This window comes from Williamsia muralis NBRC 105860 (assembly GCF_001598915.1).
Classification (GTDB): Bacteria; Actinomycetota; Actinomycetes; order Mycobacteriales; family Mycobacteriaceae; genus Williamsia; species Williamsia muralis.
This window is the reverse complement of record NZ_BDAP01000001.1, coordinates 65390-90764: the sequence shown is the minus strand read 5'-3', so window position 1 is coordinate 90764 and position 25375 is coordinate 65390. Positions and strand designations below refer to the sequence as shown.

Sequence of the window (25375 nt, the reverse complement as noted above, 5' to 3'; positions counted from 1 at the left end):
CCGATCCGAAGAATGGCGGGTACACCAGCACGCACCTGACCCAGAAGGAGCCATCCATGTCGTCCCCTCGGCGCGCACTCATCGTCATCGACGTCCAGCAGGAGTACTTCGACGGCCCTCTGGAGATCCAGTACCCACCTCGTGAGGACTCGCTGACCAACGTCGTACGGGCGATCGAAGTCGCCACAGCGCAGTCGATTCCCGTCGTGGTGGTTCAGCATCTCCTCCCGGCAGGTGCACCCGTGTTCGCTTCCGGCTCGCCGGGCAGTGAACTGCACCCCGCGGTCGCCGAACTGGTCCAACCCGGATGGAAGCGCGTCGAGAAGGTGTACGGAAGCGTGTTCGCCGGCACCGATGCTGCAGAGTGGTTGCGAGACAACGGTATCGACACCATCTCCATCGTCGGTTTCATGACCAACAACTGCGACATCGCAACCGCCGCCCACGCCGAGTCGCTCGGGTTCACAACCGAGGTGCTCTCCGACGCCACCGGAGCCATAGCGTTGTCGAACGAGGCCGGGAGGGTATCTGCCCAGCAGCTACACGAGACGATCATGGTTCTGCTGAACTCCAACTTCGCGGCCGTGGCGACAACCGAGCAGTGGGCTGCGGCAGTCGACAAGGGCGAACCGCTTGCGGCGAGCAACCTGGCGGCCTCCGCACTCGACGGGAGAGGTGCCACCGTCTAGCGAAGATGGGCCGGGCTCAGCCGTGGCTGTGCAACGGCAGCCCCGCCAACGCCATGTGCGCCTCACCCAGCGCTTCGGACTGGGTCGGGTGCGCATGGACCAGCGCGGCGACGTCGTCGGGGTAGGCGCCCCACCCCACGGTCAGTTGTGCCTCGCCGATCAGTTCGCCGACGCGTTCACCCACCATGTGGATGCCGACCACCGGTCCCGAATCCTTCTGCGCACGCACCACTTTGATCCCACCACCGGTTCCGAGTATCTGACTCTTCCCGTTTCCGGCCAGATCGTAGACCACCGTTGACACCTCACCGTGCTTCTCACGCGCCTGCGCCTCGGTGAGCCCGACAGATGCGACTTCCGGATTGCAGTACGCGACTCGCGGAATGCAGGAGTCCTCGGCGAGAACCCGATCGCGTCCGGCGATCACCTCGGCCACGTGGATGCCATGCGCAAAACCGCGATGGGCGAGTTGTGGTCCCACGACGATGTCGCCCACCGCGTATACCCCGTCCTGAGATGTACGCAGCGCGCCGTCCACGCGCACGAATCCACGCTCGTCGAGCTCGATGCCGCCTTCTGCAAAGCCATTTCCAGACGTCCGCGGACCACGACCCACCGACACGAGCACAACGTCCGCCTCGAGAAGGTCTCCGCCTGCCAGTGCCACGGTCACCCCGTCGGCCTGTTGAGTGACAGCCTCGCACCGCGCATCCGTCCTGACGGTCACGCCGCGCTTCTTGAGAGCCCTGGTGAGTTGTTTGGACGACCACTCGTCCTCGGTGGCGATCAATCGTGGCAGCGCTTCGACGATGGTGACCTGGGCTCCCAAAGATGTCCAGACGCTTGCGAACTCGACGCCGATCACCCCGCCGCCGAGAACCACCACCCGCTCGGGAAGCGTGGGCAGTTCGAGGGCGTCATCACTCGTCAGGACTCGACCACCGCGGTCGACACCCGGCACCGTCCGGGCTGCCGAACCCGTCGCGAGCACCAGTGATCGTCCGGTGAACGTGGTCCCTCCGACTTCGACGCTGCGTCCCCCGACATAGCGGCCGGTGCCGTTCACGATGTCGACCCGGTGGGCTTTCACCAGTCCTTGCAGGCCTCGGTACAAGCGGTCGACCACCGAGTTCTTGTACGCGTGGATTCCCGCCACGTCGACCTTGGTGAGCTCTGCGCCGATCCCGACCTTGGATGCGTGGGCAACCGTGTCGGCCACCTCGGCTGCGTGGAGCAACGCCTTGGTCGGGATACAGCCGCGATGCAGACAGGTCCCTCCCACCTTGTCTTCTTCGATGAGGGTGACGGTCTTGCCGAGTTGGGCGGCGCGGAATGCCGCAGCGTACCCACCCGACCCGCCTCCCAGGATCAGGACGTCGGGGATGTCGGTCATGGCTTTTCCTCCGGGTGCGCTCAGCTCAGCGCGATCAGGGTGACGGGATCGGACAGGATGTCGGCAATGGTTGCGAGAAAACGAGATCCCTGCTCGCCGTCGACCAGCCGGTGGTCGAACGAGAGACTGAGCGTGGTCACCGACCGCAGGGCGATCTCACCCCGGTGCTCCCACGGCTGTCGGCGGATTGCGCCGAAGCACAGGATTGCCGCCTCGCCGGGGTTGAGGATCGGGGTACCCGAATCCACCCCGAACACACCGACATTGGTGATCGTGATGGTTCCCGCAGACAGGTCTTGTGGACCGGTGCGCCCTTCTTTCGCCGTTGTCGTCAACGTGGTGAGCGCCTCGGCGAGGTCACGCAGGCTCAACGTGTGGGCGTTCTTGATGTTGGGCACCATGAGGCCGCGCGGGGTCGCCGCTGCGATTCCCAAGTTGACGTAGCGCTTGGTGACGATCTCCTGATTCGCCTCGTCCCACGCAGAGTTGAGCGACGGATTGGACCGCAGTGCGACGAGCAGGGCCTTGGCCACCAACGCCAGCGGCGTGATGCGTACCGACCGGAAGTGCTTGGACTCCTTGAGTTGTGCGAGAAGGTCGACGGCCGGGGTGACGTCCACGGTGACGAACTCGGTGACATGCGGTGCGGTGAAGGCGCTGCGGACCATGGCGTCAGCGGTGTGTTTGCGGACCCCCTTGATCGGGGTGCGTTCTTCGTCCAGCACCGCCGCGCCAGGGCGGGCGGAATCGCCCGAAGCTGCCGCGGGTACGGGCTCGGGCACCGGGTCGGCAGCTGATCGGGCCAGGTACTGCTCGAGGTCGTCGCGGGTGACCTGCCCCCGACCGCCGGTGGCGGGCACCTCGGCCAGATCGACACCGTTCTGCTTGGCCGCGAACCGAACCGGCGGCGCGGCCAGCGGGCGCTCCTGCTCTGTGACAACCGCATCGACCATCGACACGGTGGAGTTCGTCCGCCGTCGACGCCGTCCCGTGCTCTCCTCGGCCACGCCGTACCCGACAAGCACCGGCGTGCGTTCCTTGCTCGCGGGACGTGAGTCCGACGGGGCAGGGCTTGATGAGACGGGGTTCTGCGGGGCAGTCGGCGTGTGGTCCCGAGTCGAGGCGCCCTCGACGGCGATGTCGATGAACGGCCTGCCCACCTCGATGGTGGCGCCCTCGTCTGCATACAGCGCCACAACAGTTCCCGCATAGGGAGAGGGCAGCTCGACCGAGGCCTTGGCCGTCTCGACCTCGGCGATGTTCTGATTGAGTTCGACGGTGTCGCCGACCGCCACGAGCCAGGTGAGCAGTTCGGCCTCGGTGAGTCCCTCGCCGAGATCGGGGAGCAAGAAGGTCTGCGTTGTCGACATGAGCTGGCTCCTACGATGCGAACGTGCGGTCGACGGCGTCGAGGATGCGGTCGACGTCGGGAAGGAAGTGTTCTTCGAGCTTGGCCGGCGGATACGGCAGGGTGAATCCGCCCACGCGGGCGATCGGAGCCTCGAGATGGAAGAAGCAGCGCTCACCGATGCGCGCCGCGAGTTCCGCGCCGATACCCAGGAACACCGGGGCCTCATGGGTGACCACCAGGCGCCCGGTGCGGCGAACCGAATCCGCAACGGTGTCGATATCAAGCGGGGAGATCGAGCGTAGGTCGATCACCTCTATCGAACGGCCCTCTCCCGCTGCGATCTTCGCCGCCTGCACCGCGGTGGTGACGAGGGGACCGTAGGCGACCAGGGTGACATCCGAGCCTGGCGTGACGACGCGGGCCTTGTGCAGCGGGTAGGCATCCCCGGCCTCGGCGAGCGGCCCCTTCTCCCAGTACCTGCGCTTGGGTTCGAAGAACAGCACCGGGTCGTCGGACTCGATTGCCTGCTGGATCATCTGGTGGGCGTCCGCGGAGGTACCGCAGGTGACCACACGCAGACCAGCGGTCGCGGCGAAGTAGCCCTCAGGCGACTCCGAGTGGTGCTCGATCGCGCCGATTCCGCCGCCGTAGGGAACCCGGATCGTGATGGGCATCTTCACGTTGCCGCCGGTGCGGTAGTGCAGCTTGGCGACCTGCGAGACGATCTGGTCGAACGCCGGATAGATGAATCCGTCGAACTGGATCTCACACACGGGCCGATAGCCGCGCATCGCCAGACCCACTGCTGTGCCGATGATCCCGGATTCGGCCAAGGGTGTGTCGATGACCCGCTGCGGTCCGAAGTCCTTCTGCAGACCGTCGGTCACCCGGAACACACCTCCGAGCTTGCCGATGTCCTCGCCGAGGAGCACCACCTTCGGATCCTTCTCCATCGCTTTGCGCAGGCCGGAGTTGATGGCCTTGCCGATCGGCATGACCGCGGGGGTGATGGCCGGGGCACTCATCGGGCGTCTCCTTCGAATCCTTCGAGGTACGAGGCGAACTCGCGTCGTTCCTCATCGATCAGGGGGTGTTGCTCGGCATAGACCTCGTCGAACATCGACAGCGGCGTCGGTTCCACGGTCTCGAGGCAGCCGCGTCGCAGTTCGGCTGCGGTTGTGTCCGATTGATTCCGAATCCGTTCGAGGACATCGTCGGTGAGGACGCCTGCCGCGTCGAGCAGCGCCCGCACCCGGTCGAGAGGGTCCTTGGCGCGCCATTCGTCGTCCAGCGCCGCGGGCCGATATCGCGTCGGATCGTCGGATGTGGTGTGCGGTCCCATCCGATAGGTCACCGCCTCGATCAAGGTCGGGCCACTGCCTTCTCGGGCCCGCGCCAACGCCGCGCGGGTGACCGCGATGACGGCAAGTACGTCGTTGCCGTCGACCCGCACACTCGGAACCCCGAAACCCCGCCCGCGTTCGGCGATGGTCACACGCGACTGCAACGAGACCGGCTCGGAGATCGCCCACTGGTTGTTCTGGCAGAAGAAGACAACGGGGGCATGGAAACTCGCGGCGAAACCGAAGGCTTCGGAGATGTCGCCCTGGCTGGTGGCCCCGTCACCGAAGTAGGTGATCGCGGCGCCGTCCACGCCGTCGAACTGCATACCGAGCGCGTATCCCGTGGCGTGCAACGCCTGCGCGCCCACGATGATCGCCGGTGTGGTCATCCGGTACTCATAGGGGTTCCAGCCCGAATGAGTGGACCCTCGCCAGAACCGGAGCATGTGGGCCGGGTCCACGTCACGGCAGTAGGCGACCGCGTGCTCGCGGTAACTGGCGAAGACGAAGTCCTGAGGATCGAGCGCCCGCGCCGAGCCGACCTGCGCGGCCTCCTGACCGAGCAGCGGCGCCCACAGGCCGAGCTCTCCCTGGCGCTGCAGAGCGGTTGCCTCGGCGTCGATGCGCCGCACCACCACCAGGTCCTCGTAGAGGCGCAGCAACGCGTCCACGTCGATGTCGGAGACGAGGTCGGAGTACTCGGGGTGCTCAAAACGCTCGCCCGTCGGGCTGATCAGTTGGACCAGATCGTCGTTGTCGATCACCGGGGCCTCCACTCGCCATCACTGACGTGGGCATTCGCCCACGGTTCATTCGGTGCACGTCAGGCAACCAGTGAGCGCCACACTGCACAAGAGCTGTGTGCGAACTTGCGCAATTTGACCAACTTCGTGGCGATGAGACGTGCGACACTGTGCGACATGACGAAGTTCGACCGCTCAGACGCCCGCCTTCTGCTCGCCCTCTGCGAGACCCCACGCGCCACCGGAGTGCAGTTGGCGGCCGCCCTCCAGATGGCCAGGAACACCGTTCAATCCCGGTTGGCCCGATGGGAGGAGCGACGTGTTCTGGCGCCGATGGACCGACTCATCTCCACCAGAGACCTCGGATACACGCTGCGCGCCTACATCAGCGCGGTCGTCGACCAGCACCGACTCGAACCGATCATCGCCCTCTTCGGCGACATCCCGGAGGTGATCGAGGTGATCGGGATCTCCGGGGACGCAGACCTTCTCATCGCGGTCGCTGCCCTCGACGCCGACGACCTCTACCGCGTGGCCGGGCTGGTCCTCGCCGTACCCGGCGTCGAGAGGACCACCATGTCGGTGGCCATGCGCGATGCGATCCCATATCGGACCCGCCCCCTGCTCGAGCGGCTCGCGCACGGTCGGTGAGGCCAGGCCGCGTGGTCACAGAGGCCGCATTCTGAGCAACGTGACGGCGGGCACACGCAGCAGAATGTGCACATTGCGCAAATATCTAGCTCGCTGTTGACCACTTCGCCGCTCCGGGACAACATTCGTGCAGCTGGATGCACACCCAACCCTCGACCACCTACCCGGAGGTTTCCATGTCCGTCACCGTCACCCCTCTGTCCGCAGAGTCGGCCACAAGCCACGTGTTCGGTCGATCAGACTTCCCCGTCGACGAGCCCGCGCACGAGCAGGTGGTGTTCTGCCAGGACAGCGCAAGCGGTCTGCAGGCCATCATCGCCTTGCACTCCACTTCGCTGGGACCCGCCCTCGGCGGCACCCGATTTCATTCCTACGTTGATGAAAGTGCCGCGCTCACAGATGTTTTGCGGCTGTCGCGCGGGATGACGTACAAGGCTGCGGCAGCCGGACTCGACCTCGGCGGAGGCAAGGCCGTCATCCTCGGTGATCCGCGGGCCATCAAGACGCCGGAACTGTTGTGCGCCTACGGCCGATTCGTGGAAAGACTCGACGGTCTGTATGTCACGGCCGGCGATGTGGGCACCAACAGCGACGACCTGGACATCATCGGCGAATCGACCGCACACGTCGTCGGCCGCAACACGGCTGCCGGCGGATCGGGAGACAGCGGGCCCAACACCGCCCTCGGGGTGTTCCAGGCCATGCGCGCAGCGGCAGTGCAGGTTTGGGGGGAGCGCGAACTCGCCGGACGCACGGTGGGTGTGGAGGGTGCGGGAAAGGTGGGCTTCGAGCTTGTGTCGCTCCTGACAGATGCCGGCGCCGAGGTGCTGGTCTCCGACGTCTATCAGCCCTCACTAGACCGCGTACTGCATGCTTTCCCCCGTACGAAGGTGTCGGCCGACGTCCGCGCCGAGCGCCTGGACGTCTATGCCCCGTGTGCGCTCGGTGGCACGTTGGACACAGCCACCAGTGAGACGCTGAACACATCCATCGTCTGCGGCGCCGCCAACAACCAGTTGCTCACTCCTGACGCCGAGAGGACACTCGTCAACCGCGGAATCGTGTGGGTACCGGATTATGTGGCCAACTCCGGTGGGCTCATCCAGGTCGAGGGCGAGCTCCGCGGGCGCACCCGCGAAGAGGTACGCAAGCGCGTCGAATCCGTCTTCGACACAATGACATTCATTCTCCAGACCGCGACCCGCGAGAGCATCGCAGCCGGTGTCGCCGCCGACCGGATCGCGCGTCGCCGGCTTGACGATGCAGCGTGAGGCACCGGCAGCGCGCACTGCGCCGATCGCACGCATAGAGCCCTGAAGTTGTTGTCAGCCAAGGTAAACCTTCCCTGAGACAGGTTCGGCAATGCCACCCTTAGTAAGGATGAGCTTGGATGACAACGGCTTTCACCTGGCCCTAACCTGGTCGTCATGAGCACAATTCGAACCCGCTTCCATGAGCTCCTGCACGACCAGATTCGTCAAGAATTCTCTGCGTCACAGCAGTACATCGCCATTGCGACCTACTACGACAACGAAGACCTGCCGCAGTTGGCCAAGCACTTCTACGCCCAGGCTGTCGAAGAGCGCAACCACGCGATGATGATCGTGCAGTACTTCCTCGACCGCGACATGGTGGTGCACACCCCGGGCATCGATCAGCCGGAGAACTCGTTCGCCGACTACCGCGCCCCGATCAAGGTGGCACTCTCGCAAGAGCAGCGTGTCACCGACCAGATCGTCGAACTGGCCAAGACGGCCCGCGACGAAGGTGACTACCTCGGCGAGCAGTTCATGCAGTGGTTCCTCAAGGAGCAGATCGAAGAGGTCGCGGTGATGCGCACCCTGCAGACCGTCGCCGATCGGTGCGAAGGCAATCTCTTCGACCTCGAGAACTTCGTCGCCCGAGAGGTCGGCACCGCGGCCAAGACGGACGCCACCGCACCCGGTGTCGCCGGCGGCAGCCTGTAGAAGCCCGCTCGACAGTACGTCAACACGCACAAAGGGCGCGGCCGGATCTTTCCGGCCGCGCCCTTTGTTGTCGTGTCTGTTCGGGCGTACTGCCCGCCACCTCAGCGCAGGGTGACCTGCCGGGCTCGGATGCCGTCGCGGGAGCGCCGCTCGTCGCTGGTGAGCTCGGCGTCCGAGGCCAGCGCCTCGTTGAGCCGGTTGTTGAACGTCTCGACGCCCGCAGTCCACTCGGTGGGGTGCAGTTCGCGGTCCAGGTCGAACACCGGAACCAGCAGCCCGTGCGTACGGAATGAGCCCGCGAAGCGTGATCCCTCGCCGAGTGTCAGGCCACCCGACGCATGCACGCGCGCCAGCGCCGCCATCACGTCGTCTTCGGGCTCGGGGCGTATCCACCGCAGATGTGCACGCTCACCGGCGTCGACCCACCAAGGCGCCCCGACGAAGTCCCCGGCCAACCGGGCCGTCGGCATGATGGCCGCGTTGGCCTGCTCGATCATCGAGGTGATCTGAGGGGCGGGGCTGTCCTGACCCTCGATCCACCAGTTGAAGTCGTTGTGGACGGTGATGTCGAGCGCAGCGGCGGGATCGAGCACATCCTCGAGTGCACCGGCCTCTGCGATGTCGACCTCTGAAAGTGTTTCTCCCGCAGCGCTTTCGGTTGCCCAACGAATCGCGGCAGCCAATGCGGCGCCGGGCTCTTCGTGCTCGGGCTGGGTCTGCAGCGCAACCAGACCCACAGCTGCGCCGGACTCCTCACGCACCAGTGCCGGTCCGGCACCGGGCAGAACCGTCACCAGTCGCACGGGGTTGGTGCCCGGTGTGGTCAGCGGCAACTCGGCGGTGGCCGAGGCGACGAAGGCCCTCAGGGCCACCAGGTCGCATTCGGCGGCGATCCCGGCGAACGGCCGGAACAGCGGCGCAGCTGCCTGAGCCTGCCGTTCCTTGCGTGCCGCCACCCGTTCGGCGCGATTGCTTCCGGGTCGGGGTCCGCTGCCACGTTTACTCTTCTTAGCCACGTGAGAAGAACTTACGCAGCGAGCCAGCCCCGCACCCGGTCGGGGTAGTTGGTGGCGATCCAGCCCACGCCGAGATCGGCACAGTATGTCGCGTCGCGCCGCTCGTCGACCGTCCAGCAGTACGTGGCCCGACCAGCGGCGGCAGCACGATCCACCGCATCGGGATGCTCCCGCAGACTGAAGATCGACGGTCCGATGGCCGTGGCCCCCACAGCGGTGGCGGCGCTTCCGCCGAGAAACCGGGCGGTGTCGCCGAGTAGCACGGTGGGCAGCATCGGCGCGTTGCGTCGGATGCGCCACACACCGGCGGTGGAGAACGAGATCACCACGGCGCGGCTGTGATCTGCCGATGCCGGCGTCGCGACACCGAACCGCTGCAGTTCGGCGAGGAGCAGCTGCTCCACCAGACCACCGAATCGAACGGGGTGCTTGGTCTCGATGAACAGGCGCACCGGGCGTTTCCAGTCCAGCGTCAGCTCCATCAGTTCGCGCAGTGTGAGGACCTTCGAGGTGAGACCGGACGTATGCCAACTCGCGAAGTCGAACTCCCGGAGCTGAGCGAGGGTGAGTTCACTGACCACACCGCTGCCGTCGGAGGTGCGGTCGATCGTGCGGTCGTGGACACACACCAGCTCGTGGTCCGCGGTGAGCCGGACGTCGCACTCGAGTCCGTCGGCGCCCTGCTCGAGGGCGAGCTCGTACGCCATCAGCGTGTGTTCGGGTTTGTGGCCCGACGCCCCCCGGTGAGCCACCACCGCAGGCGTCTCCGTGCGCAGCACCCGATGGGTGTCGGTCATACCGCGACCAGCCATCGGGTGGGGGCCGCCGTCTCGGCCTCCCGGTCGAGCAGTCGCGTGATCGTCCACCACACCGCAACCGCGAACCCGGCGCTGGCCAGGTCGGACACGATGACAAGGAGCACCGCATTCGACTGCCACAGTAGGGACTCGGCGAAGATCCGCAGCACGATGCACCCGACCACCAGCAGATTCACCAGTACCCAGCCGGCCCACAACCACCACAATCGCTTACGGATGTGGTCGCGCGGCAGGTCGTCGCGAAGTTCGAGTACCTCGCGCATGAAGGCCACCGGACGGAAGACGTTGATCACCGGGACCCAGCACCCGATGAAGATCTCCCGGCGGGTTCGCGGGTCGTATTGACCGTGCTCGCCGTATGACCTCCGCCGCTCCTCGATCAACCATCCGGCGGCGCCGGCCAGGCATGCGAGCATCATCGCCACCGACGCCAGGCCGGTGATCCACACCGCGGCCTCGGCAGCAACCTGCATACCGCGGCTGACCGGTTCTTCCAGGTTGACCACGAGCAATGCGTAGATCCACGCCTCGGCGGCGGCCGCCGCGACGAGTACGCCCGCTGCGATCAGCAACAGCTGCGGAAGCCGCGCTGTCGCCTGTTCGATCAGGTTCTGCTCACGCGTCTCGGGTTCGGTTGCCGGGCTGTCCTGCAGACCCCACTGCGGGACGCTTCGGTAGCTAGGCGTGGGTGTTTCGTGCCGCTCGACCCGGGCCCGCGGACGTGGCCGGGCCTCGGGCGGACGCAGCGCTACCCAGCGCACCATCCGCCGTGCTGTCGGCGACATCTGACGCGGCGCACCACCGGACACCGGTTGATGACGCTGGCTGCGCGGCGGGACGTACATGTTGTTCGGCCGCGGCTGCGGGCCAGGCGGAGGGGGTGCGGGAACGCCTCCCGCGGCAGGCACGGGACGTTGCTGCGGCGGTGGACGGAACACCACGGCACGGCCGTAGGCGTCGAGCGGGGTCAGCGGCCCCGAACATCGCGGGCAGCGTGGCCGACGGGGATCGTGCGGTCCAGCGATCCGGCAGTGCGGGCAGTAGTCCCGGACCGGGCCAGAAGGCGGAACTGTCACCGCCCGGTCTCCGAGGACGCCGCTCCCCCGGATCCACCTGCGCCTGTCTCCAGGGGCCTACCGGCCTGCGCCCACGCCAGGATTCCGCCCCCGACGTTCGCGCCTTCGTACCCGCGCTGCGAGAGGTACCCGAGCACGCGGGCCGAGCGGCCACCTGAATGACAGATGACAAACAGCTCGGCGTCGGGGTCGATCTCGTCGACCCGAGCGGGCACTTCGGCGAGAGGGATGTGGAGGGCTCCGGGAACGTGCCCGTTCGCCCACTCGTCGTCTTCTCGAACGTCCAGCAGGATCCTGTTCGTCTCTGCCGTGAAATCGACCGGTAGGTCGGTGACGGGCACCGACGGAACATCCGACATAGTCACCCGTCCATGGTGGCACGCTGCCTCGGCGTGCGCCGCCACCCCGCAGTTTTCAACAGGTTATCCACAGGGCCCCGCGTTCCACTCATCGTCGCCGAAATGTCGAGATAATTAACAATCCGAAAGATAATCCTTCCAGCAGCAACTTGTTTTGTGACGAGGTTCACTAACAATTCACTCAAACCGCCGAGTTCTCCACAGTTTCCACAGCCTCATCCACAGGTTGAGTGTTTGCTGGCAGGCTCTGAACCAGCGCGTTAGGCGACGCCTGTGGATAACTTCACGTCAACCGGAGACGACAACTCACAGGGTCCGATTTGCGGCAGACACCCCTTCGGTGCATCGCCGACACAGTCAGTACACCGACCACTCCGACTGCGAGTACTCGAGGATCCGCGGCTGCATCAGGGTGGACGAGGGCATCTCCAAGGGTGGGCGGTCGGGCGGGAACGTACGGGCGGCATCCAGCTCGTCCGCCGACAAGAAGCGACGGTCCACCGCAGGGTCCACCGTCACCGCCGGTGCGACGTCACCCACTGCCCCCAGAAAGAAACCCCAGTCACCGAACGACGGCACGTCGACGTGATAGGCCGCGGTTGTCACCCCTGCCTCGGCGATGCTCTGGCCGATACACCAGAACGAGCGGGGCGCGAAGTAGGGCGAGCCCGCCTGGACGACCATTCGGGCACCCGGCGCCAGGTGCCCGCGGATCAGCCCGTAGAACTCCACCGAGTACAGCTTGGCGGTTGCCGTCTCGTCCGGGTCCGGCATGTCGACGATGACGGCGTCGAACAGCCCTGAGTCCTCACGCAACCAGTTGAACGCGTCGGCTGTCACCACGGAGACCCGGTCGTCGGCGAAGGCGTTGCCGTTGAGTTCGGTGAGTCTCGGATCCGTGCGCGCCAAATCGATCATCCGGGGGTCGAGTTCGACGAGGTGCACCGACTGCACATCGCGGTACTTCAGCACCTCGCGTAGTGCCAGGCCGTCGCCACCGCCCAGGATCAGGACGTTCTCCCGCTTTTGCGCCAGCGCCGGGTGCACCAGCGACTCGTGGTATCGGTACTCGTCCACGCTGGAGAACTGCAGATCGCCGTTGAGGAAGAGTCGGGTGTCCTCGCCGTCGGGAAGGCCGCGATTGGTGATCACGATGTCCTGGATCGGGGTTCGGTCGGCCAGCACGATCGGGTCGCGATACAGCGCCTGCCGTGCGTTGACCTCGAAGGTGTCGGCATAGAACATCGCCGCCACCAGCACCGCGACCACACCGACCGACCCGGCGCCCAACGCCAGCATGCGGACACGGCCGAGGTCTCGGCGGAACACGATGAGTACAAGAGCGGCTCCGGCAACGGCGTTGATCATGCCGACCACGAGCGCGCCGCGGATCTGGCCGAGCAACGGCAGCAACAGGAACGGGAACGCCAGGCCACCGAGCAACGCGCCCACGTAGTCGGCAGCGAACAGATCGGCCACCGCAGACCCTGCCGACTGCTTCCTGATGTGTTGGAGCAACACCATCAGCAGCGGTATCTCGGCGCCGATCAGCATGCCGAGCACAAAGGCAACCACCACGAGCGACTGTGTGTAGAGCGACAGATAGGCGAACGCCCCGTACAGCGCCAGCACCGAGAGACCACCCAGCAGAGCCAGCACCAGCTCGATGACCGCGAAGCTGACGGCGGCCCGGTTCTGCAGAGGTTTTGCGGCCAGCGATCCGATGCCCATCGCAAACACCATCACCGACAACACGATTGCGGCCTGCGTGGCCGTGTTCCCGATCAGGTACGACCCCAGCGTGACGAGCGCGAGCTCGTAGACCAGTCCGCAAGCGGCGCAGATGAACACCACCGCCAGCAGCGCTGACCGTGCTGCCCGGCGTAGCGGCGGCGGCGCGGTGTCGGGTGGGGCGGTGGATGTGGCCAATGGAGCGGACTACAGCAGTGACGCGGCGATGATCAGTCCGGCACCCACGTGCACCGTTGCCGAGACCCACACAGCGGGGTGCGGTCGATCATCCAACAACACCTCGCCCAGGTCGCCGGGCGAAAGGGCGTCCACGAGGATGAAGGTCAACGCCATCACGAAGATCCCGATCACCGTGTAGATGAGGGTGTAGAGCAAACCCTCACCGAGGTTGCCTTCGCTGGCGGTGATCGCCGCGACGATGATGATCGCCACCGCCAGGGTGTTGCTCGCCACCAGGATGCACGCGTTCCGGTTGCGGTCCACCCAGACCTGTTGTCGCAGCTTGCCCGGCGTCACCAGGTCGACGGCGACGAACCCGAGGATCATCAGCAACACGCCTACGCAGCTGTACGCCGCAGCCGATACGACGTTGTCGCGCAAGATCTCCCACTCCACTTTGTCTCCCACCTGTTGTTTTCTGCGCTACTTGCCGGAACCGCCGCCGCCACCCCGATAGTCGGAGCCGCCACCGGAAAAATTGGGACGCGACACCCAGAACCCACCGATGAACCCGCCGTAATGGCGGTACCCGGATTCGTAGTCGTCGCTGAGCATCACGCGGGTGTTGTTGTTTTCATAGGGAAAGAGGCCCACGAGGTAGTCGGGATACTGCATGAACAACCCACTCGTCGGCACCCCGGCGACGGTCTGGGTCGCCTGACGTTGATCGGCCGGTCTCTGGGCACCGCGGATCTGGCCGGCGACTTGCTCGGGGGTGCCGTCGGCGATGTACGCATCCACCGATCCTTCGTCCAGGTTCGGCGCCCGGTCATAGTTCTGTTGGATGTAGCTGCGCGCGCTGGTAGATGCCACCCCGCCGGACACACATGAAAAGGCAAGCAGCGCAACAGCCACCAGGACGATGGCGGCGATGATGCCGTTACGGATGCGGTTGAGGGGCTTGCGGTTGTAGCCGCCCGCATCGTGGTCGTAGGTCATCAACGCACCTGCACGAGGCTCGAGGTGATCACCACGTCGCCCGTCTGGGGATAGGCGTGCCAGGTGTCCCAGCGGATCCGGTCGCCGAGGTCGGCGGCGATGATCGCGGTGAAGGCATCGGGACTGCCGGGGTAGTGCCCGATCAGCGCATGAGGTCCTGTCGCCCGATCCGAGATCTGGGCGCCGAGAAGAGAAAGGGACCGTGCGCTGTGGCGTTCGGTTCGCGCCCGGAACGAGACGGTGGGCGTCTGCAACGTCGACGGTAGTTCTCGGTGCTGTCCCGGGAGGCACGCCAGGGTTTCGACGGTCTCGCCGAGGGCGGTCACCGCGCTGACCTGGTGGCTTGCGCCCAACAACCGCAACGTGAGGTCTGCGTTGTCGAACTGGCAGCGAACGGTGGACAGAGCGGGCAGCAACGGCTCATCGAAGGACAGGGCCAGCTGGTCGGCGCTGGTGTCCGAGTACGGCACCGCGAGAATCGCCTGCATGCTCAGCTCGGACCGGTGTCTGCGGGAAAGATGCGGTACTCGGCGCGAGCCAGGACCTGTCCCCGCGCGCATTCCCATCCCGACCCGAAGTCCTCGAAGGACAACCGGGCGTCGCCGGCCGAATAGTCGTGATACGACATGTTTCCGGTGGCCAGGCCGGTGGTTCCGGCGCTGGTGAACCTCGCCGACCCGGTCTCGTCCGACGAGTATCGGCGGCCGTCGACCTCGACCGACTCGGGCCCTGGGGAAACGGCGACACCCTTGAGTTCCTCCCACAGCACCACCTCGAGGTCGGGGTCCTCCTCCACCGACACCCACGCCTTGCGGCCGGTTCCGGTGTCGAGGAAATTCTCGGTCCACGAGAAGCCGCTCTGCGAGAGGGTCAGGGTGCCTCGGACCGCGAACATCTCCCCGCGGATCTCCACCATGTCACCGGGCTTGAGCGCGCGCGGATCGCCACGGACGGCGTCGTCGTCGGCGCTCGAGAACGGATCCCGCGGAGCGTACGCGCGATCACGAACCGCCTTGGTCTCGGCTGCCTGGCGCTCGCGACGTTTCGCGATTGTATTGAACAGCATGATCACCGCGATGATGGCCAATATCGCGACGATGATGATCAGCAGCGACTCCATGCGATGAACCTATCCAATTCGGACAGGTCCCGTGCCGTCAGGACCACCCGATCGGCGTCTAGAGGCCGATTCGCATCCAGTGCGCTCGGCGCTCGGCAGCCGCCAGCACACCGGTGACCACGCCATCGAAGGTGTCAGCGGCCATGGCCGACATCCGACCTTCGCTGCGCGACACACCCCCGGTCAGCCGCGTCAGCAGCGGCTTCGGTGAGGCGATGATCTCGAGTTCGGCGTCAGGGAAGCGTTCTGCCAGTACCGACCGCAACACTCCGATTCCGTCGACGAGGCCCACGTCGGCAGCGGCGCGTCCCACCCAGACGTCGCCGCTGAACAGCTCGGCGTCGGACCCGACGAGTTTGGCGCCACGGCGCTGACGCACCCAGGTGATGAATGCCGCGTGCAGATCGTTCTGGAGACTGTGGAGCCAGGCGACGTCTTCGGGCTTCTCCGCCGAGAACGGATCAAGACGCGACTTGTTCTCGCCTGCGGTGTAGACCCGCCGTTCCACGCCCACTCTGCCCAGCAGCTCCGGAGCACCGAAACCCGACGACACCACACCGATCGAACCGACGATCGACGTGTGCGCGGCGTAGATCTCGTCGGCGGCACAAGCGATCCAGTAGCCGCCGGATGCTGCCGCGTCTTCGCAGAACGCGATGACCCGAATGCCCTTCTCCGAGGACAATTGGCGGATGCGTTCAGCGATGTACTCCGACTGGGCGGGCGAACCACCTGGGGAATTGATGACCAGAACGACTGCTTTGAGCCGTTCGGTCTCGAACGCACGCCTGAGTTTCGGTTCGAGGTTGTCGGCGGTCAAGCCGCCACGTGCCATCCCGACCGAGCCGATCGGACCCTCCAGGCGCACCACTGCAACCTTGTCGGCGTGTGCCTTGGCCATCTTCTTGGCGAGCTGCTTGATCGGACCCATCCCCCAACAATATGCGCGTGTACGCCGGTGGCAGCCGAACATCGACTCACCCGGAACGACAAAGGCGCGTGACCGGTGCCGGACTCACGGCGGTCGATGTCAGACTGTCGACATGGGACACCGCTTCGGAGTGAGTGATCGATGACGATCCGCTGGCTCAGCGCCTTTCTCGACTTTCCTGCCGACAGCTTCAGCAACGAGGTGACGTTCTGGCGAGCGATTGCCGGGAGTACGGTGTCGCCCGCCCGAGGACCGGACCGCCAGTTCGCATCTCTGGAGCCATTCAACGGCGACCCGCACCTGCGTGTTCAACGGGTCAAGGACGGACCCGGCGGCGTCCATCTCGATCTGCACGTCGACGACATCAAGCCGGCCACTGCGCACGCCAAATCGCTGGGCGCCCACATCGTCTCTGCAGCAAGCGACTTGGTGGTGTTGACCTCGCCCGCCGGATTCGGGTTTTGCCTGGTCCCGTGGAACGGCGAACACGAACGTTCCCGGCCCATCCGGTGGCCCGGTGACACCATCAGCATCATCGATCAGCTTTGCATCGACATACCGGCGAAACTGTATGACGCCGAATGCGACTTCTGGGCCACGCTCACCGGCTGGCCGTGGCGTCAGGGCGTGATGTCCGAATTCCGTAATCTGCGACGTCCGAAGGAGATGCCGCTACGGGTGCTGCTCCAACGGATCGGCTCATCCACGATCGGCGGTCATCTCGACCTCGCCAGCACCCACCCCGACGAGGAGGTCGCCCGACACGAGGGGTGGGGCGCCAAAGTGGAGCAGCACCACCGGTTCTGGACTGTGATGTCGGACCCGATCGGTCGCCGCTACTGCATCACCCATCGCAACCCGCGGTCAGGTGACCTGACACACTAGCCGCCGGCCGAGTCCGGACGACGACGAAGGAGATGCGCAGCGTGGAGCAACCGGGGTACGACGCAATGGCTGCCCTGTATGCCGCAACGTTTCCTCATCCGTTCCTGACTCCCCTCGAAGAACACGCCGTCGCGGCGTTCGCCGACACGGTCCGAGACCTTCGCGCCGATGGACCTGTTGTGGATGTCGGGTGCGGGCTGGGCCAGGTCACCGCATTTCTGGCCGAACGGGGGCTGGCGTCGATCGGCATCGACCCCAGCGAGCAGATGCTCGCACGGGCGTCGCACGAGTTCCCCCATCTCGATTTCGTCCGAGGTGATGCCACGCTCGCTCAGCTCGGTGGCGACCTGCCGATCGCTGCCATCCTGGCGCGTTTCAGCCTGATCCACATACCGCCCGAGAATGTCCCAGATGTGCTGCGCTGCTGGGCCTCCCGGACCTCGGCGGGCGCACCCGTCCTGGTGGCGTGTCAGATCAGTTCGCACACCGGAGAAGTCGAGCAGTTCGACCACAAAGTGGCGCCCGCCTGGCGATGGCACCCCGATCGATTGGCAGCGGCCCTGTCCGACGCCGGATTCGACGAGGTGTGGCGGGCGGTGAGCCAACCCGACGATCAGCACCGATTCGCCGACGTCCACATGCTTGCCACACGGCGATGAGACCGCGGCCGCAGCAGAAGTCATGGCAGATCTGACGCGGCGCGCGACGAACAGAATGAGGGCGTTGTCGAGCACCTCCCACACGTCGCACATGGCACGACGCGTACCGGGCGGTGGGGCGTTTTATTCTTGCCTGGTGGCCTTCGAATTGATCGGCGGAATCGAGAAGCGGGCGATAGTCCTGGTCCCGTACGACGATGCCTGGCCGCAGGCCTTCGAACGAGAGCGCCGCCGTATTGCGGCCGCGCTCGGTGAGATGGCCATTCGGATCGATCACATCGGGAGCGATTGGGAACGTCGGCACCTCCTGTTCCGAGATTGGTTGCGCCACGACACGCGCGACCGCGAAGCCTACGCCGAACTCAAACAGTCCCTGGCTCAGCGTGATTGGCAAGACATGAACGCCTACGCCTCGGCCAAGGGGCCCCTCATCGAGCAGATCACCGCGCGGGCCGAGAAGTGGGCCGCGCAGGGCGCATGGCGTGAGCTGGAGGAATCGTGACCTACGCCGACTACCGGGTCACTGACGCCGACCGTCGCCCGTTGCCGCAGGCGTATCGAACCGAGCCTCGCCACCTTGGCTACCGCGACGGCGATCTCGCGAAACCATTTGCGCACTACCTGGACTCGACGATGATGCCCCTTCCGCCGCACGTCGACAAAGCGCTGGGAACCGGCCCGGAACCCACGGCTGGAGGCTACGAGGTCGAAGACGTCGCTGAGCATCTGTCGACGCCGGGATACACACCGATGGAAACCGGATGGACCCGAACCTCTGCGGGAACACTTGTGGTGTCGTGCCTGACCGACATGCCCGATGTCACGGCAGGCATGTGGGACTGGTGGTTCGGATGGCATGGTTCCGACAGCGCACGTTACAAGTTGTGGCACCCACGCGCCCACGTCTTCGCGGCCTGGGGAGATGACCGCAGTTCCCAGCCGCACCTGACGGACACCGAGCGCTACATCGGGAACGTGTCATACGTCGACGAATACATCGGTTCCACCTTGTCGCACTTCGCAATCAGGTTCGTCGAACCGAGCACGCTGGGTTTTGCCCCCAGCGCAGATACCACCCACATCTGCGCCCGCATCGGTACAAGCGACTTCCCGGTGGTTGCTGGGTGGCTTGTTCACCAGATCCGCCCCACCGATCGCGGTAGTGAGATGAGATCCCGCTTCTTTCTGGGACGCGCCGAAATCCTGGATGTACCAGCGAATTCCACATCACGACCCATGAGCACCCGGTTGCTCGTAAATCCGGTGGGTCACCGAGCACTTGCTCCTGTGGTCGCCACGGTCGGGCGTAGACGCACCGGCGCACAGCTCGCTCGCGATCTTCTCCGCCACTGTGCCGAAGAGATGAACCACTTGGCTGCGTTCTTACCCAGACTGTTCACCGAGTTCCGCGATGTACCTTGATCATCGCGCAGGTCCACTAATTCGGCGTCTCGACGGTTCTTCTCTGGGCTGCTTTCAATCGGGCCTTCTTCTGCCGATTCCCACACGTGTTCATGTCACACCATCTGCGAGTTCGACTTTGACTGGTGTCGAAGAAGGCCGCCTGACAGGTTGGTGAGGCGCACAGGGCCAACCTGCCGTCGCGTTCGCCTGCGATGATGCTGATCGCGTCGGCGGCGATCACGCCCAGGGCATCTTCGACACGAGAGGTCGAACTGAGTCGCCAGAGGCGATTGCCGTCAGCCGTCAAAATCGCCGCGGCTCTGCCCTCGATGCTGCAGTCGTTGATGATCCGGACGGCGGATTTTGGAAGGTCACTTCCCACCGCGGCAGCCGTCGCTACGGCGTGAATGGCTTCGCGCAGTTCCCGAGCGCGCTCGAGCTGCGCTGCGGTACATGTCTCCACCTTCAGACCGTTGATCTGTAACCAGTCGACCAGCCGGTGAGGCGTCGGTATGCGTTCGACGGCTTCACCATGTCGCTCCGACAACGTCCCGGTGAAGCTGGTTGCCAGCACACTCCCGAGGCGGAAGTCGGGAAAACCAACGGACATGGAACCACCTTAGCTGGTTGCGGATGGCGGGGCCCGACTGTTAGAACTGTCTTAGGTGGTTCCAGAACCGTCTATGACGGTTCCTGACAAATGGAGAACTCATGCACATCGACGAGGTACACGACTTCCGTGCCCATGCACCTGACTCGGAGCTCGAGGATCTCCGTACCCGCATATCTGCCACTCGGCTCCCGGAGACCGAGACGGTTCATGCCCCCGCGCCGGATCCCCGCCGATGGGATCAGGGTGTGCCCCTCGCCGACCTCACCGATGTCCTGAATTACTGGCGCACCCAGTACAACTGGCGGTCATTCGAAACCCGGCTCAACGAGGTTGGCCAATTCCGCACGACCATTGACGGTCTGGGAATTCACTTTCTGCACCGCAGGTCCGCGCGCGCCGACGCCACTCCTCTCATCGTGACCCACGGTTGGCCGGGCAGCATTGCAGAGTTCATCGGCGTGGTGGACGAGCTTGCGGATCCGAAGGATGCAGACGCTCCGGCATTCCACGTCGTGGTGCCTTCGCTGCCGGGCTTCGGCTACAGCGACAGGCCCGCCACCACCGGATGGGGAACCGAAAAGATTGCGGCCGCTTGGGTGGAACTGATGGGTCGGCTCGGTTACGGCAAGTTCCTGGCGCACGGCGGCGACTGGGGAGGTGTGATCACGACCCTCCTCGGCGGTCGGTTCCCCGAGCAGGTTCTCGGCATCCACACGACGCTCGCGCAATCGCCGCCTGGACTGACAACCGACGGGCTGACGGCGGCCGAACGGTCATGGACCGAGGAGACTCTAAACTTCTGGGCCCACCGCACGGCGTACGCCAAACAGCAGGCCACCCGCCCACAGACCATCGGCTATTCGCTCGTCGACTCGCCGGCCGGTTTGCTTGCCTGGATTCTCGACAAGTTCGCCGAATGGACTGACACCGTGGACAGCCCGTTCGAAAGAGTGTCCATCGACAGCGTTCTCGACAACGTCACCCTCTACTGGCTGACTCGCACCGGCGCTTCCGCGGCCCGCATCTACTACGAAAGCCACAACTCTCTTGATCCCGAACTCCGAGTGGACGTTCCCGCAGCGATCACCACGTACCCGGGTGATATCGAAAAGTACCCCCGCGCTTGGGCTCAGGAGCGGTTCCGGCAGATCGTCCGATGGCGTACACCCGAAATCGGCGGTCACTTCCCATCGTTGGAGGTTCCTGACTACTACATCGAAGACCTACAGCAAGGGCTCGCAGCAGTGTTGGCCGCGACCAGGTGATTTATCCGCGGATTGTTCAGTGGGCCCAGCATGTGACGGCACAAGGCTGACCAGCGTCGCGGCCGAACATCAGGCTGGATCTTGACGTAGCAGTTGCATGCGACTGGCCAGTCGAAACGCATCGGGCCGTTGAGTGGCGCCTTTGAGGAAGGTCGCGAGTTCGTGGGTGGATACGAAGTGGACGCACACATCGGCATCGACAAGCACATCGACCAGATTGATAAAACGTTGCTGCGCCTCGAGATCGGCCTCTCGAAGCAAGGGGACGTCGGTAATCGTCCAGGTGGTGAATGCCCGCGTCCATTCCAGGTATTCGATTGTCGATGTCGGGGAATCGCAGATCTGGCTGAAAGAAACCCACAGGTGAGCGGGGCGTACCGCAAGGACCGGAAAGTGGCGGCCGCGAACTTTCGCCGTTGTGGCCTCGCTGCGTGGTGAAAGCGCCACTGGCGTTCGCGTAGTCCAGGTGCCGGCCGCGAAGCCGACTGCATGATCACCCCGGAGCGACCGGTAGTCGGTAGGGCCCTCTAGATGGAAGAGCTCCATATTCGTCTCGATCAGTTCGATTCCGGGCTCAAAAGTGTGATGCCACACAGGGTTCGGCAACAAGTCCTTTGGTGCATAGTTGGAGGTTGCGAGCACAGTGATTCCACGGCGGAACGCGTTCTCGAGCAACCGTGTGAGCAAACGTGCGTCGCCGGAATCATGGACGTGCAACTCGTCGAAGAACAGCAACCTGCCCGCGCCAGTCACTTCGTCGATTGCCCGGTCCACAGCCTCCCGTTCGGTGCGGTGATCGTGGATGTTGCGATGGAGTTCGTCGAAGAAGCGGTGGAAGTGAATACGGGTCTTCTGGGTTGTAGGCACTGCTGCATAGAGCGCGTCGGTCAGCCACGACTTACCCCTGCCGGCGTCGCCATAGATGTACAGGCCACGAGGCGTTGATTGGCGTCTCTGCTTCTTGTCGGCTGTTGCTGCAACACAAGCGAGTCGGTCAAGGAGTCGCCGCTGGGCGGCGTCCAGAGTGAACCCGGCCCGCGTCGCCGATGCATCGACCGCCGCAACGAGCTGCTGCTGTGAACGCACGTTGGAAGTGTCCCATGTCGACGCCGCATGCCACAGTGGTGGAGTGGACAAGAAGCTAGACCGCCGATGGAACCACAACATCCACTACTACGACATCGCTTTGGCGGCGGCGCCGATGGCCAGTACGGCTCTCGATGTCGGCACCGGCGACGGACTCCTCGCCGCCCGCCTCGCCGAGAACGTCGATGAGGTGACCGGTATCGATTCTGACAATGAGACGCTGACCAACACGCAGAAGAACACCTCCGCCGACGTCACGTGGATTGTTGGAGACGTACTGACGTATCCACTCCCCGAAGCGCACTACGACCTCGTCACCGCAGTAGCAACCGTCCATCACTTCCCCGACCTCGCGGCAGGACTCGGACGGCTCGCGCGCCTCACAGCTCCCGGCGGCACCCTGGTAGTCATCGGCTGCGCGCGCAGTTCGACCGCGCAGGACTACGCCTTGGAACTCGTGGGCGCAGTACAACACCAAGTGCTGTCTCGCAGGCGCGGCTACTGGCAACACAATGCTCCGGTGCAGATGGACTTCCCGCACACCTATACACAGGTCAAAGGCATTGCCACAGCCGTACTACCAGGCCTGAGCTGGCGCCGCCTACCCCTGTGGCGCTACGCGATCACTTGGCGAAGCCGACGTCGGACTTCTGAGCACTGCGCCGACAAACACTTGGACAACGACTTTCCCGTGCCGCACTGTCTCGATGCTCACCGGCGAGGCCGGACACGCACGGTCGGCAAGAGTATGCGCACTCTTGTGCGCGGCTGCTCTTAAAATGAGGTGTCCGAGGCTGCGACGTGCCTCACCGTCCGAGGAAGTGGCACATGAGCTTTGATCGCCTGGAAGAGATCGTCAATGAAGCCCGTGGTCACGGGTGGTTCGTCGAGGGATCCGCGAACGCCGAGCAACTTGCCTTCCTCAAGGCCCTCGCTGCCAGGCAAGAGATACGCCGAATCGGCGAGATCGGTTTCAACGTGGGGTTCTCGAGCTACGCCTTCCTCAGTGCCAACCCCCTCGTTCATGTCACGTCGTTCGATCTGGCCGAACACGAGTACGTGTCAATGGCCAAGGAACACATCGACGAGGAGTTCCCGGAGCGCCACACGCTGATCGCCGGCGATTCGCGCCAGACGATTCCGCTGTTCGCCTCGGAGACCAACGACACCTTCGATTTGATCTTCATCGACGGTGGGCACACGCACGAGGTTGCCTCCGCCGACATCTCCAACATGAAGCGCCTGGCCCACGAGGGCACCGTGCTCATCTTCGACGATCTGCTCCCGCACAAGCCGTGGGGCGAGGGGCCCATCCGTGCGTGGCGCGAGGCGATCGAAGCCGGAACCGTGCTGCAGATAGGCCTGTTCCAGGATGGTGTTGAGGTCGAGGCGATACGCCCTGACGCAGCTCGAGGCTGGGCAGTTGGGCGCTACGCCTGAAGGCCAGGCAGCGATATAGACCGATGACGACGAAGAGCCCGAGTCTGCGGGTAGCTGCGGCGCAACCCCTCACCAAGACCGGTGACCTCCGCGCGAACGCCCTAGCTCACGCCGACGTCGTCCGGCGCTGCCGTGCTCGACTTGTTGTGTTCCCGGAGATGTCTCTGACCGGGTACAGCTTGGAAGCGCAGGCCGTCGACGTCGATGACCCGGCGTTGGATCCACTGGTGGACGCATGCAAGGAGATGGGCTCGATCGCACTGGCGGGTGCGGCTGTTCCTCACTTGTCCGGACGGGCCATCGGAGTCTTGGCGGTGGCGGGAACCGGCGCCCAAGTCGTTTACCGCAAAGTGCACCTCGGAGGCCCCGAGGTCGGGGTGTACGTCCCGGGATCGGCGGTGGCTGTGGTGGAGGTTTCGGGGTGGCGTGTCGGCATCGGGATCTGCAAAGACACCCGCATCGACGATCACACCAGCGCCACCATCGCCTCGGCGATCGACTTGTACGCTGCCGGTCTCGTGCACAGACCACACGAAGTGGACCAGTTCGATGTCCGCGCGCGCCGTATCTGCGCTCTGGGCTCGGTTCCAGTGGTGTTCGCGGGTTTCGCCGGTCCGACTGACGGCGGATACACACAGACTTGTGGAGGGTCGGCCATCTGGGATGCCAACGGCCACTGCGTGATTCAAGCGGGTGGTCAACCCGGGGAACATGTGAGCGCCGAACTCACTGCGTAAATCGGGGTTGCACTCCGACATCGAGCTCACACTCGATCAGTCTGAGAGGCCCCCGCATCTCATCCACAAAATCATCACTATGTCGGACGCGGGGAAGGCTGGTCGCGGTCACACTATTGGCATGCTCACCAACAAGTTGACTATGAACCTCGTAGCCGATGCGGCACTCATGATCGTGGGACTTGTGCTTTTGCTCTTCTTTCGCGACAGCGAGTTCTGGTGGTTCCGTGGCCAGCCGCTGGGTATCGTCCTGCTGATCTTGGGCGTCATCGGCATCGCCACGGCCGTCTGGGAAGCAAAGAAACCTCAGCGTCGCTGACCTGCTGACTACGGCTTGAGTCTCCCACTGCGCGCCGCCTGGCTCGATCGTCCGTGCTGTCACTTCCCCTTTCATGGTAACGCGGAGACGGGGGCTTGCGGCAAGACCCCGTTTGTCGTGCACAATCGCCCGGCAACCGACACGCGGAGGGGTTCTCGATGGCAGATATGGCGGATACGCCGGAACGTTTTGTGGTGCACGAGTCCGGTGCCTACTTTCACGGCACCAAAGCCGACCTACGGGTTGGGGACTACCTCGTGCCCGGTCATCGCTCCAACTACCGCGACGACCACATCTCGAACTACGTCTACATGACGAAGGTGTTGGACGGCGCAGTGCTGGCAGCGGAAATGGCCGTGGGCGATGGGCCCTGCCGCGTCTACATCGTGGAGCCCGGCGACGACGTCGAGGACGACCCCAACGTCACCGATAAGAAGTTCCCCGGCAATCCAACTCACTCCTATCGCAGCGCCCAGCCGATAAAGGTAGTCGGCGAGATGACCGACTGGGTAGGACATTCTCCTGAGTACCTTGGACAATTTCGCGCCGGACTGGACGCGCTGCGACGCCGCGGAGATGCGGTCCTCTACGACTAGCGAC

At 64.7% G+C, this 25375-nt stretch carries 30 protein-coding genes; 14 read left to right on the top strand and 16 right to left on the bottom strand.

Annotated features, from left to right (window positions below; all coding sequences use genetic code 11):
* Nucleotides 1–56 precede the first annotated feature (56 nt).
* A complete protein-coding gene (locus WIMU1_RS00465) occupies nucleotides 57–689 on the top strand; it encodes a cysteine hydrolase family protein (RefSeq protein ID WP_062795630.1) in 633 nt (210 codons plus the stop codon).
* Between the two features lie 16 nt (nucleotides 690–705).
* Here WIMU1_RS00465 and lpdA read toward each other — a convergent pair whose 3' ends face one another.
* The 4 genes from lpdA to pdhA are packed head-to-tail and all read right to left on the bottom strand — an operon-like array spanning nucleotide 706 to nucleotide 5540.
* A complete protein-coding gene (gene lpdA, locus WIMU1_RS00460) occupies nucleotides 706–2082 on the bottom strand; it encodes a dihydrolipoyl dehydrogenase (RefSeq protein WP_084247915.1) in 1377 nt (458 codons plus the stop codon).
* Between the two features lie 20 nt (nucleotides 2083–2102).
* Nucleotides 2103–3452: a dihydrolipoamide acetyltransferase family protein gene (locus tag WIMU1_RS00455; RefSeq protein WP_062794694.1), complete on the bottom strand. Its 1350-nt coding sequence runs from the start codon at nucleotides 3450–3452 to the stop codon at nucleotides 2103–2105.
* A gap of 10 nt (nucleotides 3453–3462) precedes the next feature.
* Nucleotides 3463–4458: an alpha-ketoacid dehydrogenase subunit beta gene (locus tag WIMU1_RS00450; RefSeq protein WP_062794693.1), complete on the bottom strand. Its 996-nt coding sequence runs from the start codon at nucleotides 4456–4458 to the stop codon at nucleotides 3463–3465.
* Nucleotides 4455–5540: a pyruvate dehydrogenase (acetyl-transferring) E1 component subunit alpha gene (gene pdhA, locus WIMU1_RS00445; RefSeq protein WP_062795628.1), complete on the bottom strand. Its 1086-nt coding sequence runs from the start codon at nucleotides 5538–5540 to the stop codon at nucleotides 4455–4457. Before pdhA ends, WIMU1_RS00450 begins: the two co-directional genes overlap by 4 nt.
* A 156-nt stretch (nucleotides 5541–5696) precedes the next feature.
* On the opposite strand from pdhA, the gene WIMU1_RS00440 reads away from it, so the two are divergent.
* The 3 genes from WIMU1_RS00440 to WIMU1_RS00430 all read left to right on the top strand — a co-directional run bounded on the left by WIMU1_RS00440 (nucleotide 5697) and on the right by WIMU1_RS00430 (nucleotide 8137).
* Nucleotides 5697–6170 carry an Lrp/AsnC family transcriptional regulator gene (locus WIMU1_RS00440; protein ID WP_062794692.1) on the top strand — a complete coding sequence of 158 codons (474 nt, stop codon included), beginning with the start codon at nucleotides 5697–5699 and terminating at the stop codon, nucleotides 6168–6170.
* A gap of 176 nt (nucleotides 6171–6346) precedes the next feature.
* Complete coding sequence (locus WIMU1_RS00435; RefSeq protein WP_062795627.1) at nucleotides 6347–7441, top strand: Glu/Leu/Phe/Val family dehydrogenase; 1095 nt, start codon at nucleotides 6347–6349, stop codon at nucleotides 7439–7441.
* A 156-nt stretch (nucleotides 7442–7597) separates the two neighbouring features.
* Nucleotides 7598–8137, top strand: coding sequence for a ferritin (locus tag WIMU1_RS00430; RefSeq protein WP_062794691.1), 540 nt, complete (start codon nucleotides 7598–7600; stop codon nucleotides 8135–8137).
* 101 nt (nucleotides 8138–8238) lie between these two features.
* On the opposite strand, the gene WIMU1_RS00425 is transcribed toward WIMU1_RS00430, so the two are convergent.
* From WIMU1_RS00425 to WIMU1_RS00380, 10 genes are all read right to left on the bottom strand, one after another.
* Nucleotides 8239–9153 carry a DUF5926 family protein gene (locus WIMU1_RS00425; RefSeq protein ID WP_062794690.1) on the bottom strand — a complete coding sequence of 305 codons (915 nt, stop codon included), beginning with the start codon at nucleotides 9151–9153 and terminating at the stop codon, nucleotides 8239–8241.
* An 11-nt stretch (nucleotides 9154–9164) separates the two neighbouring features.
* Nucleotides 9165–9950 carry a glycerophosphodiester phosphodiesterase gene (locus tag WIMU1_RS00420; RefSeq protein ID WP_023955010.1) on the bottom strand — a complete coding sequence of 262 codons (786 nt, stop codon included), beginning with the start codon at nucleotides 9948–9950 and terminating at the stop codon, nucleotides 9165–9167.
* Nucleotides 9947–10756: a DUF4328 domain-containing protein gene (locus WIMU1_RS00415; RefSeq protein ID WP_158599298.1), complete on the bottom strand. Its 810-nt coding sequence runs from the start codon at nucleotides 10754–10756 to the stop codon at nucleotides 9947–9949. Before WIMU1_RS00415 ends, WIMU1_RS00420 begins: the two co-directional genes overlap by 4 nt.
* A gap of 287 nt (nucleotides 10757–11043) precedes the next feature.
* The gene (locus tag WIMU1_RS00410; protein WP_062794688.1) at nucleotides 11044–11406 is read right to left on the bottom strand and encodes a rhodanese-like domain-containing protein; all 363 of its coding nucleotides are present in this window, start codon (nucleotides 11404–11406) and stop codon (nucleotides 11044–11046) included.
* A 357-nt stretch (nucleotides 11407–11763) separates the two neighbouring features.
* Complete coding sequence (locus WIMU1_RS00405; protein WP_062794687.1) at nucleotides 11764–13335, bottom strand: polyamine aminopropyltransferase; 1572 nt, start codon at nucleotides 13333–13335, stop codon at nucleotides 11764–11766.
* 9 nt (nucleotides 13336–13344) lie between these two features.
* Complete coding sequence (locus tag WIMU1_RS00400; protein WP_255283856.1) at nucleotides 13345–13785, bottom strand: DUF350 domain-containing protein; 441 nt, start codon at nucleotides 13783–13785, stop codon at nucleotides 13345–13347.
* A 15-nt stretch (nucleotides 13786–13800) separates the two neighbouring features.
* Nucleotides 13801–14316: a DUF4247 domain-containing protein gene (locus WIMU1_RS00395; protein WP_023955019.1), complete on the bottom strand. Its 516-nt coding sequence runs from the start codon at nucleotides 14314–14316 to the stop codon at nucleotides 13801–13803.
* Complete coding sequence (locus WIMU1_RS00390; protein ID WP_062794686.1) at nucleotides 14316–14804, bottom strand: DUF2617 family protein; 489 nt, start codon at nucleotides 14802–14804, stop codon at nucleotides 14316–14318. Before WIMU1_RS00390 ends, WIMU1_RS00395 begins: the two co-directional genes overlap by 1 nt.
* 2 nt (nucleotides 14805–14806) lie before the next feature.
* Nucleotides 14807–15436, bottom strand: a complete 630-nt coding sequence (locus tag WIMU1_RS00385) for a DUF4178 domain-containing protein (protein WP_062794685.1) — start codon at nucleotides 15434–15436, stop codon at nucleotides 14807–14809.
* A gap of 58 nt (nucleotides 15437–15494) precedes the next feature.
* Entirely contained in the window at nucleotides 15495–16367 is an 873-nt protein-coding gene (locus WIMU1_RS00380) for a S49 family peptidase (RefSeq protein WP_062794684.1), read from the bottom strand.
* 141 nt (nucleotides 16368–16508) lie between these two features.
* On the opposite strand from WIMU1_RS00380, the gene WIMU1_RS00375 reads away from it, so the two are divergent.
* From WIMU1_RS00375 to WIMU1_RS00360, 4 genes are all read left to right on the top strand, one after another.
* On the top strand, nucleotides 16509–17252 hold the full coding sequence (locus WIMU1_RS00375) for a VOC family protein (protein ID WP_062794683.1): 744 nt from the start codon (nucleotides 16509–16511) through the stop codon (nucleotides 17250–17252).
* Nucleotides 17253–17293: 41 nt separating this feature from the next.
* Nucleotides 17294–17911 (top strand): class I SAM-dependent methyltransferase, encoded by a 618-nt coding sequence (locus WIMU1_RS00370; RefSeq protein WP_371850275.1) that lies wholly within the window; start codon nucleotides 17294–17296, stop codon nucleotides 17909–17911.
* A gap of 136 nt (nucleotides 17912–18047) precedes the next feature.
* Nucleotides 18048–18413, top strand: a complete 366-nt coding sequence (locus tag WIMU1_RS00365) for a GrpB family protein (protein WP_062794681.1) — start codon at nucleotides 18048–18050, stop codon at nucleotides 18411–18413.
* Nucleotides 18410–19333, top strand: coding sequence for a DAPG hydrolase family protein (locus WIMU1_RS00360; RefSeq protein WP_062794680.1), 924 nt, complete (start codon nucleotides 18410–18412; stop codon nucleotides 19331–19333). Before WIMU1_RS00365 ends, WIMU1_RS00360 begins: the two co-directional genes overlap by 4 nt.
* A gap of 16 nt (nucleotides 19334–19349) precedes the next feature.
* Here WIMU1_RS00360 and WIMU1_RS00355 read toward each other — a convergent pair whose 3' ends face one another.
* Nucleotides 19350–19925 carry a CGNR zinc finger domain-containing protein gene (locus WIMU1_RS00355; RefSeq protein WP_062794679.1) on the bottom strand — a complete coding sequence of 192 codons (576 nt, stop codon included), beginning with the start codon at nucleotides 19923–19925 and terminating at the stop codon, nucleotides 19350–19352.
* A 101-nt stretch (nucleotides 19926–20026) separates the two neighbouring features.
* Here WIMU1_RS00355 and WIMU1_RS00350 point away from each other — a divergent pair, with 101 nt between their 5' ends.
* The gene (locus tag WIMU1_RS00350) at nucleotides 20027–21193 is read left to right on the top strand and encodes an epoxide hydrolase family protein (RefSeq protein WP_062794678.1); all 1167 of its coding nucleotides are present in this window, start codon (nucleotides 20027–20029) and stop codon (nucleotides 21191–21193) included.
* A gap of 69 nt (nucleotides 21194–21262) precedes the next feature.
* Here WIMU1_RS00350 and zapE read toward each other — a convergent pair whose 3' ends face one another.
* Nucleotides 21263–22279 carry a cell division protein ZapE gene (gene zapE, locus WIMU1_RS00345; protein WP_062794677.1) on the bottom strand — a complete coding sequence of 339 codons (1017 nt, stop codon included), beginning with the start codon at nucleotides 22277–22279 and terminating at the stop codon, nucleotides 21263–21265.
* 43 nt (nucleotides 22280–22322) lie between these two features.
* Here zapE and WIMU1_RS00340 point away from each other — a divergent pair, with 43 nt between their 5' ends.
* From WIMU1_RS00340 to arr, 5 genes are all read left to right on the top strand, one after another.
* Nucleotides 22323–23057 carry a class I SAM-dependent methyltransferase gene (locus tag WIMU1_RS00340; RefSeq protein ID WP_245969190.1) on the top strand — a complete coding sequence of 245 codons (735 nt, stop codon included), beginning with the start codon at nucleotides 22323–22325 and terminating at the stop codon, nucleotides 23055–23057.
* Nucleotides 23058–23107: 50 nt separating this feature from the next.
* A complete protein-coding gene (locus WIMU1_RS00335; protein WP_062794676.1) occupies nucleotides 23108–23719 on the top strand; it encodes an O-methyltransferase in 612 nt (203 codons plus the stop codon).
* Between the two features lie 23 nt (nucleotides 23720–23742).
* Nucleotides 23743–24456, top strand: coding sequence for a carbon-nitrogen hydrolase family protein (locus WIMU1_RS00330; RefSeq protein ID WP_062794675.1), 714 nt, complete (start codon nucleotides 23743–23745; stop codon nucleotides 24454–24456).
* 121 nt (nucleotides 24457–24577) lie between these two features.
* Entirely contained in the window at nucleotides 24578–24775 is a 198-nt protein-coding gene (locus tag WIMU1_RS26040) for a hypothetical protein (protein WP_116917610.1), read from the top strand.
* Nucleotides 24776–24942: 167 nt separating this feature from the next.
* A complete protein-coding gene (arr, locus tag WIMU1_RS00320; RefSeq protein WP_062794673.1) occupies nucleotides 24943–25371 on the top strand; it encodes an NAD(+)--rifampin ADP-ribosyltransferase in 429 nt (142 codons plus the stop codon).
* Nucleotides 25372–25375: the final 4 nt, after the last annotated feature.

Excerpts from the sequence above, each read along its gene's own strand:
- WIMU1_RS00465 (WP_062795630.1), top strand. The coding sequence starts at position 57 with ATGTCGTCCCCTCGGCGCGCACTCATCGTCATCGACGTCCAGCAGGAG.
- lpdA (WP_084247915.1), bottom strand. The coding sequence starts at position 2,082 with ATGACCGACATCCCCGACGTCCTGATCCTGGGAGGCGGGTCGGGTGGG.
- WIMU1_RS00455 (WP_062794694.1), bottom strand. The coding sequence starts at position 3,452 with ATGTCGACAACGCAGACCTTCTTGCTCCCCGATCTCGGCGAGGGACTC.
- WIMU1_RS00450 (WP_062794693.1), bottom strand. The coding sequence starts at position 4,458 with ATGAGTGCCCCGGCCATCACCCCCGCGGTCATGCCGATCGGCAAGGCC.
- WIMU1_RS00440 (WP_062794692.1), top strand. The coding sequence starts at position 5,697 with ATGACGAAGTTCGACCGCTCAGACGCCCGCCTTCTGCTCGCCCTCTGC.
- WIMU1_RS00435 (WP_062795627.1), top strand. The coding sequence starts at position 6,347 with ATGTCCGTCACCGTCACCCCTCTGTCCGCAGAGTCGGCCACAAGCCAC.
- WIMU1_RS00430 (WP_062794691.1), top strand. The coding sequence starts at position 7,598 with ATGAGCACAATTCGAACCCGCTTCCATGAGCTCCTGCACGACCAGATT.
- WIMU1_RS00420 (WP_023955010.1), bottom strand. The coding sequence starts at position 9,950 with ATGACCGACACCCATCGGGTGCTGCGCACGGAGACGCCTGCGGTGGTG.
- WIMU1_RS00415 (WP_158599298.1), bottom strand. The coding sequence starts at position 10,756 with ATGTCGCCGACAGCACGGCGGATGGTGCGCTGGGTAGCGCTGCGTCCG.
- WIMU1_RS00410 (WP_062794688.1), bottom strand. The coding sequence starts at position 11,406 with ATGTCGGATGTTCCGTCGGTGCCCGTCACCGACCTACCGGTCGATTTC.
- WIMU1_RS00395 (WP_023955019.1), bottom strand. The coding sequence starts at position 14,316 with ATGACCTACGACCACGATGCGGGCGGCTACAACCGCAAGCCCCTCAAC.
- WIMU1_RS00390 (WP_062794686.1), bottom strand. The coding sequence starts at position 14,804 with ATGCAGGCGATTCTCGCGGTGCCGTACTCGGACACCAGCGCCGACCAG.
- WIMU1_RS00385 (WP_062794685.1), bottom strand. The coding sequence starts at position 15,436 with ATGGAGTCGCTGCTGATCATCATCGTCGCGATATTGGCCATCATCGCG.
- WIMU1_RS00380 (WP_062794684.1), bottom strand. The coding sequence starts at position 16,367 with ATGGGTCCGATCAAGCAGCTCGCCAAGAAGATGGCCAAGGCACACGCC.
- WIMU1_RS00375 (WP_062794683.1), top strand. The coding sequence starts at position 16,509 with ATGACGATCCGCTGGCTCAGCGCCTTTCTCGACTTTCCTGCCGACAGC.
- WIMU1_RS00355 (WP_062794679.1), bottom strand. The coding sequence starts at position 19,925 with ATGTCCGTTGGTTTTCCCGACTTCCGCCTCGGGAGTGTGCTGGCAACC.
- WIMU1_RS00350 (WP_062794678.1), top strand. The coding sequence starts at position 20,027 with ATGCACATCGACGAGGTACACGACTTCCGTGCCCATGCACCTGACTCG.
- WIMU1_RS00335 (WP_062794676.1), top strand. The coding sequence starts at position 23,108 with ATGAGCTTTGATCGCCTGGAAGAGATCGTCAATGAAGCCCGTGGTCAC.
- WIMU1_RS00330 (WP_062794675.1), top strand. The coding sequence starts at position 23,743 with ATGACGACGAAGAGCCCGAGTCTGCGGGTAGCTGCGGCGCAACCCCTC.
- WIMU1_RS26040 (WP_116917610.1), top strand. The coding sequence starts at position 24,578 with ATGCTCACCAACAAGTTGACTATGAACCTCGTAGCCGATGCGGCACTC.
- arr (WP_062794673.1), top strand. The coding sequence starts at position 24,943 with ATGGCGGATACGCCGGAACGTTTTGTGGTGCACGAGTCCGGTGCCTAC.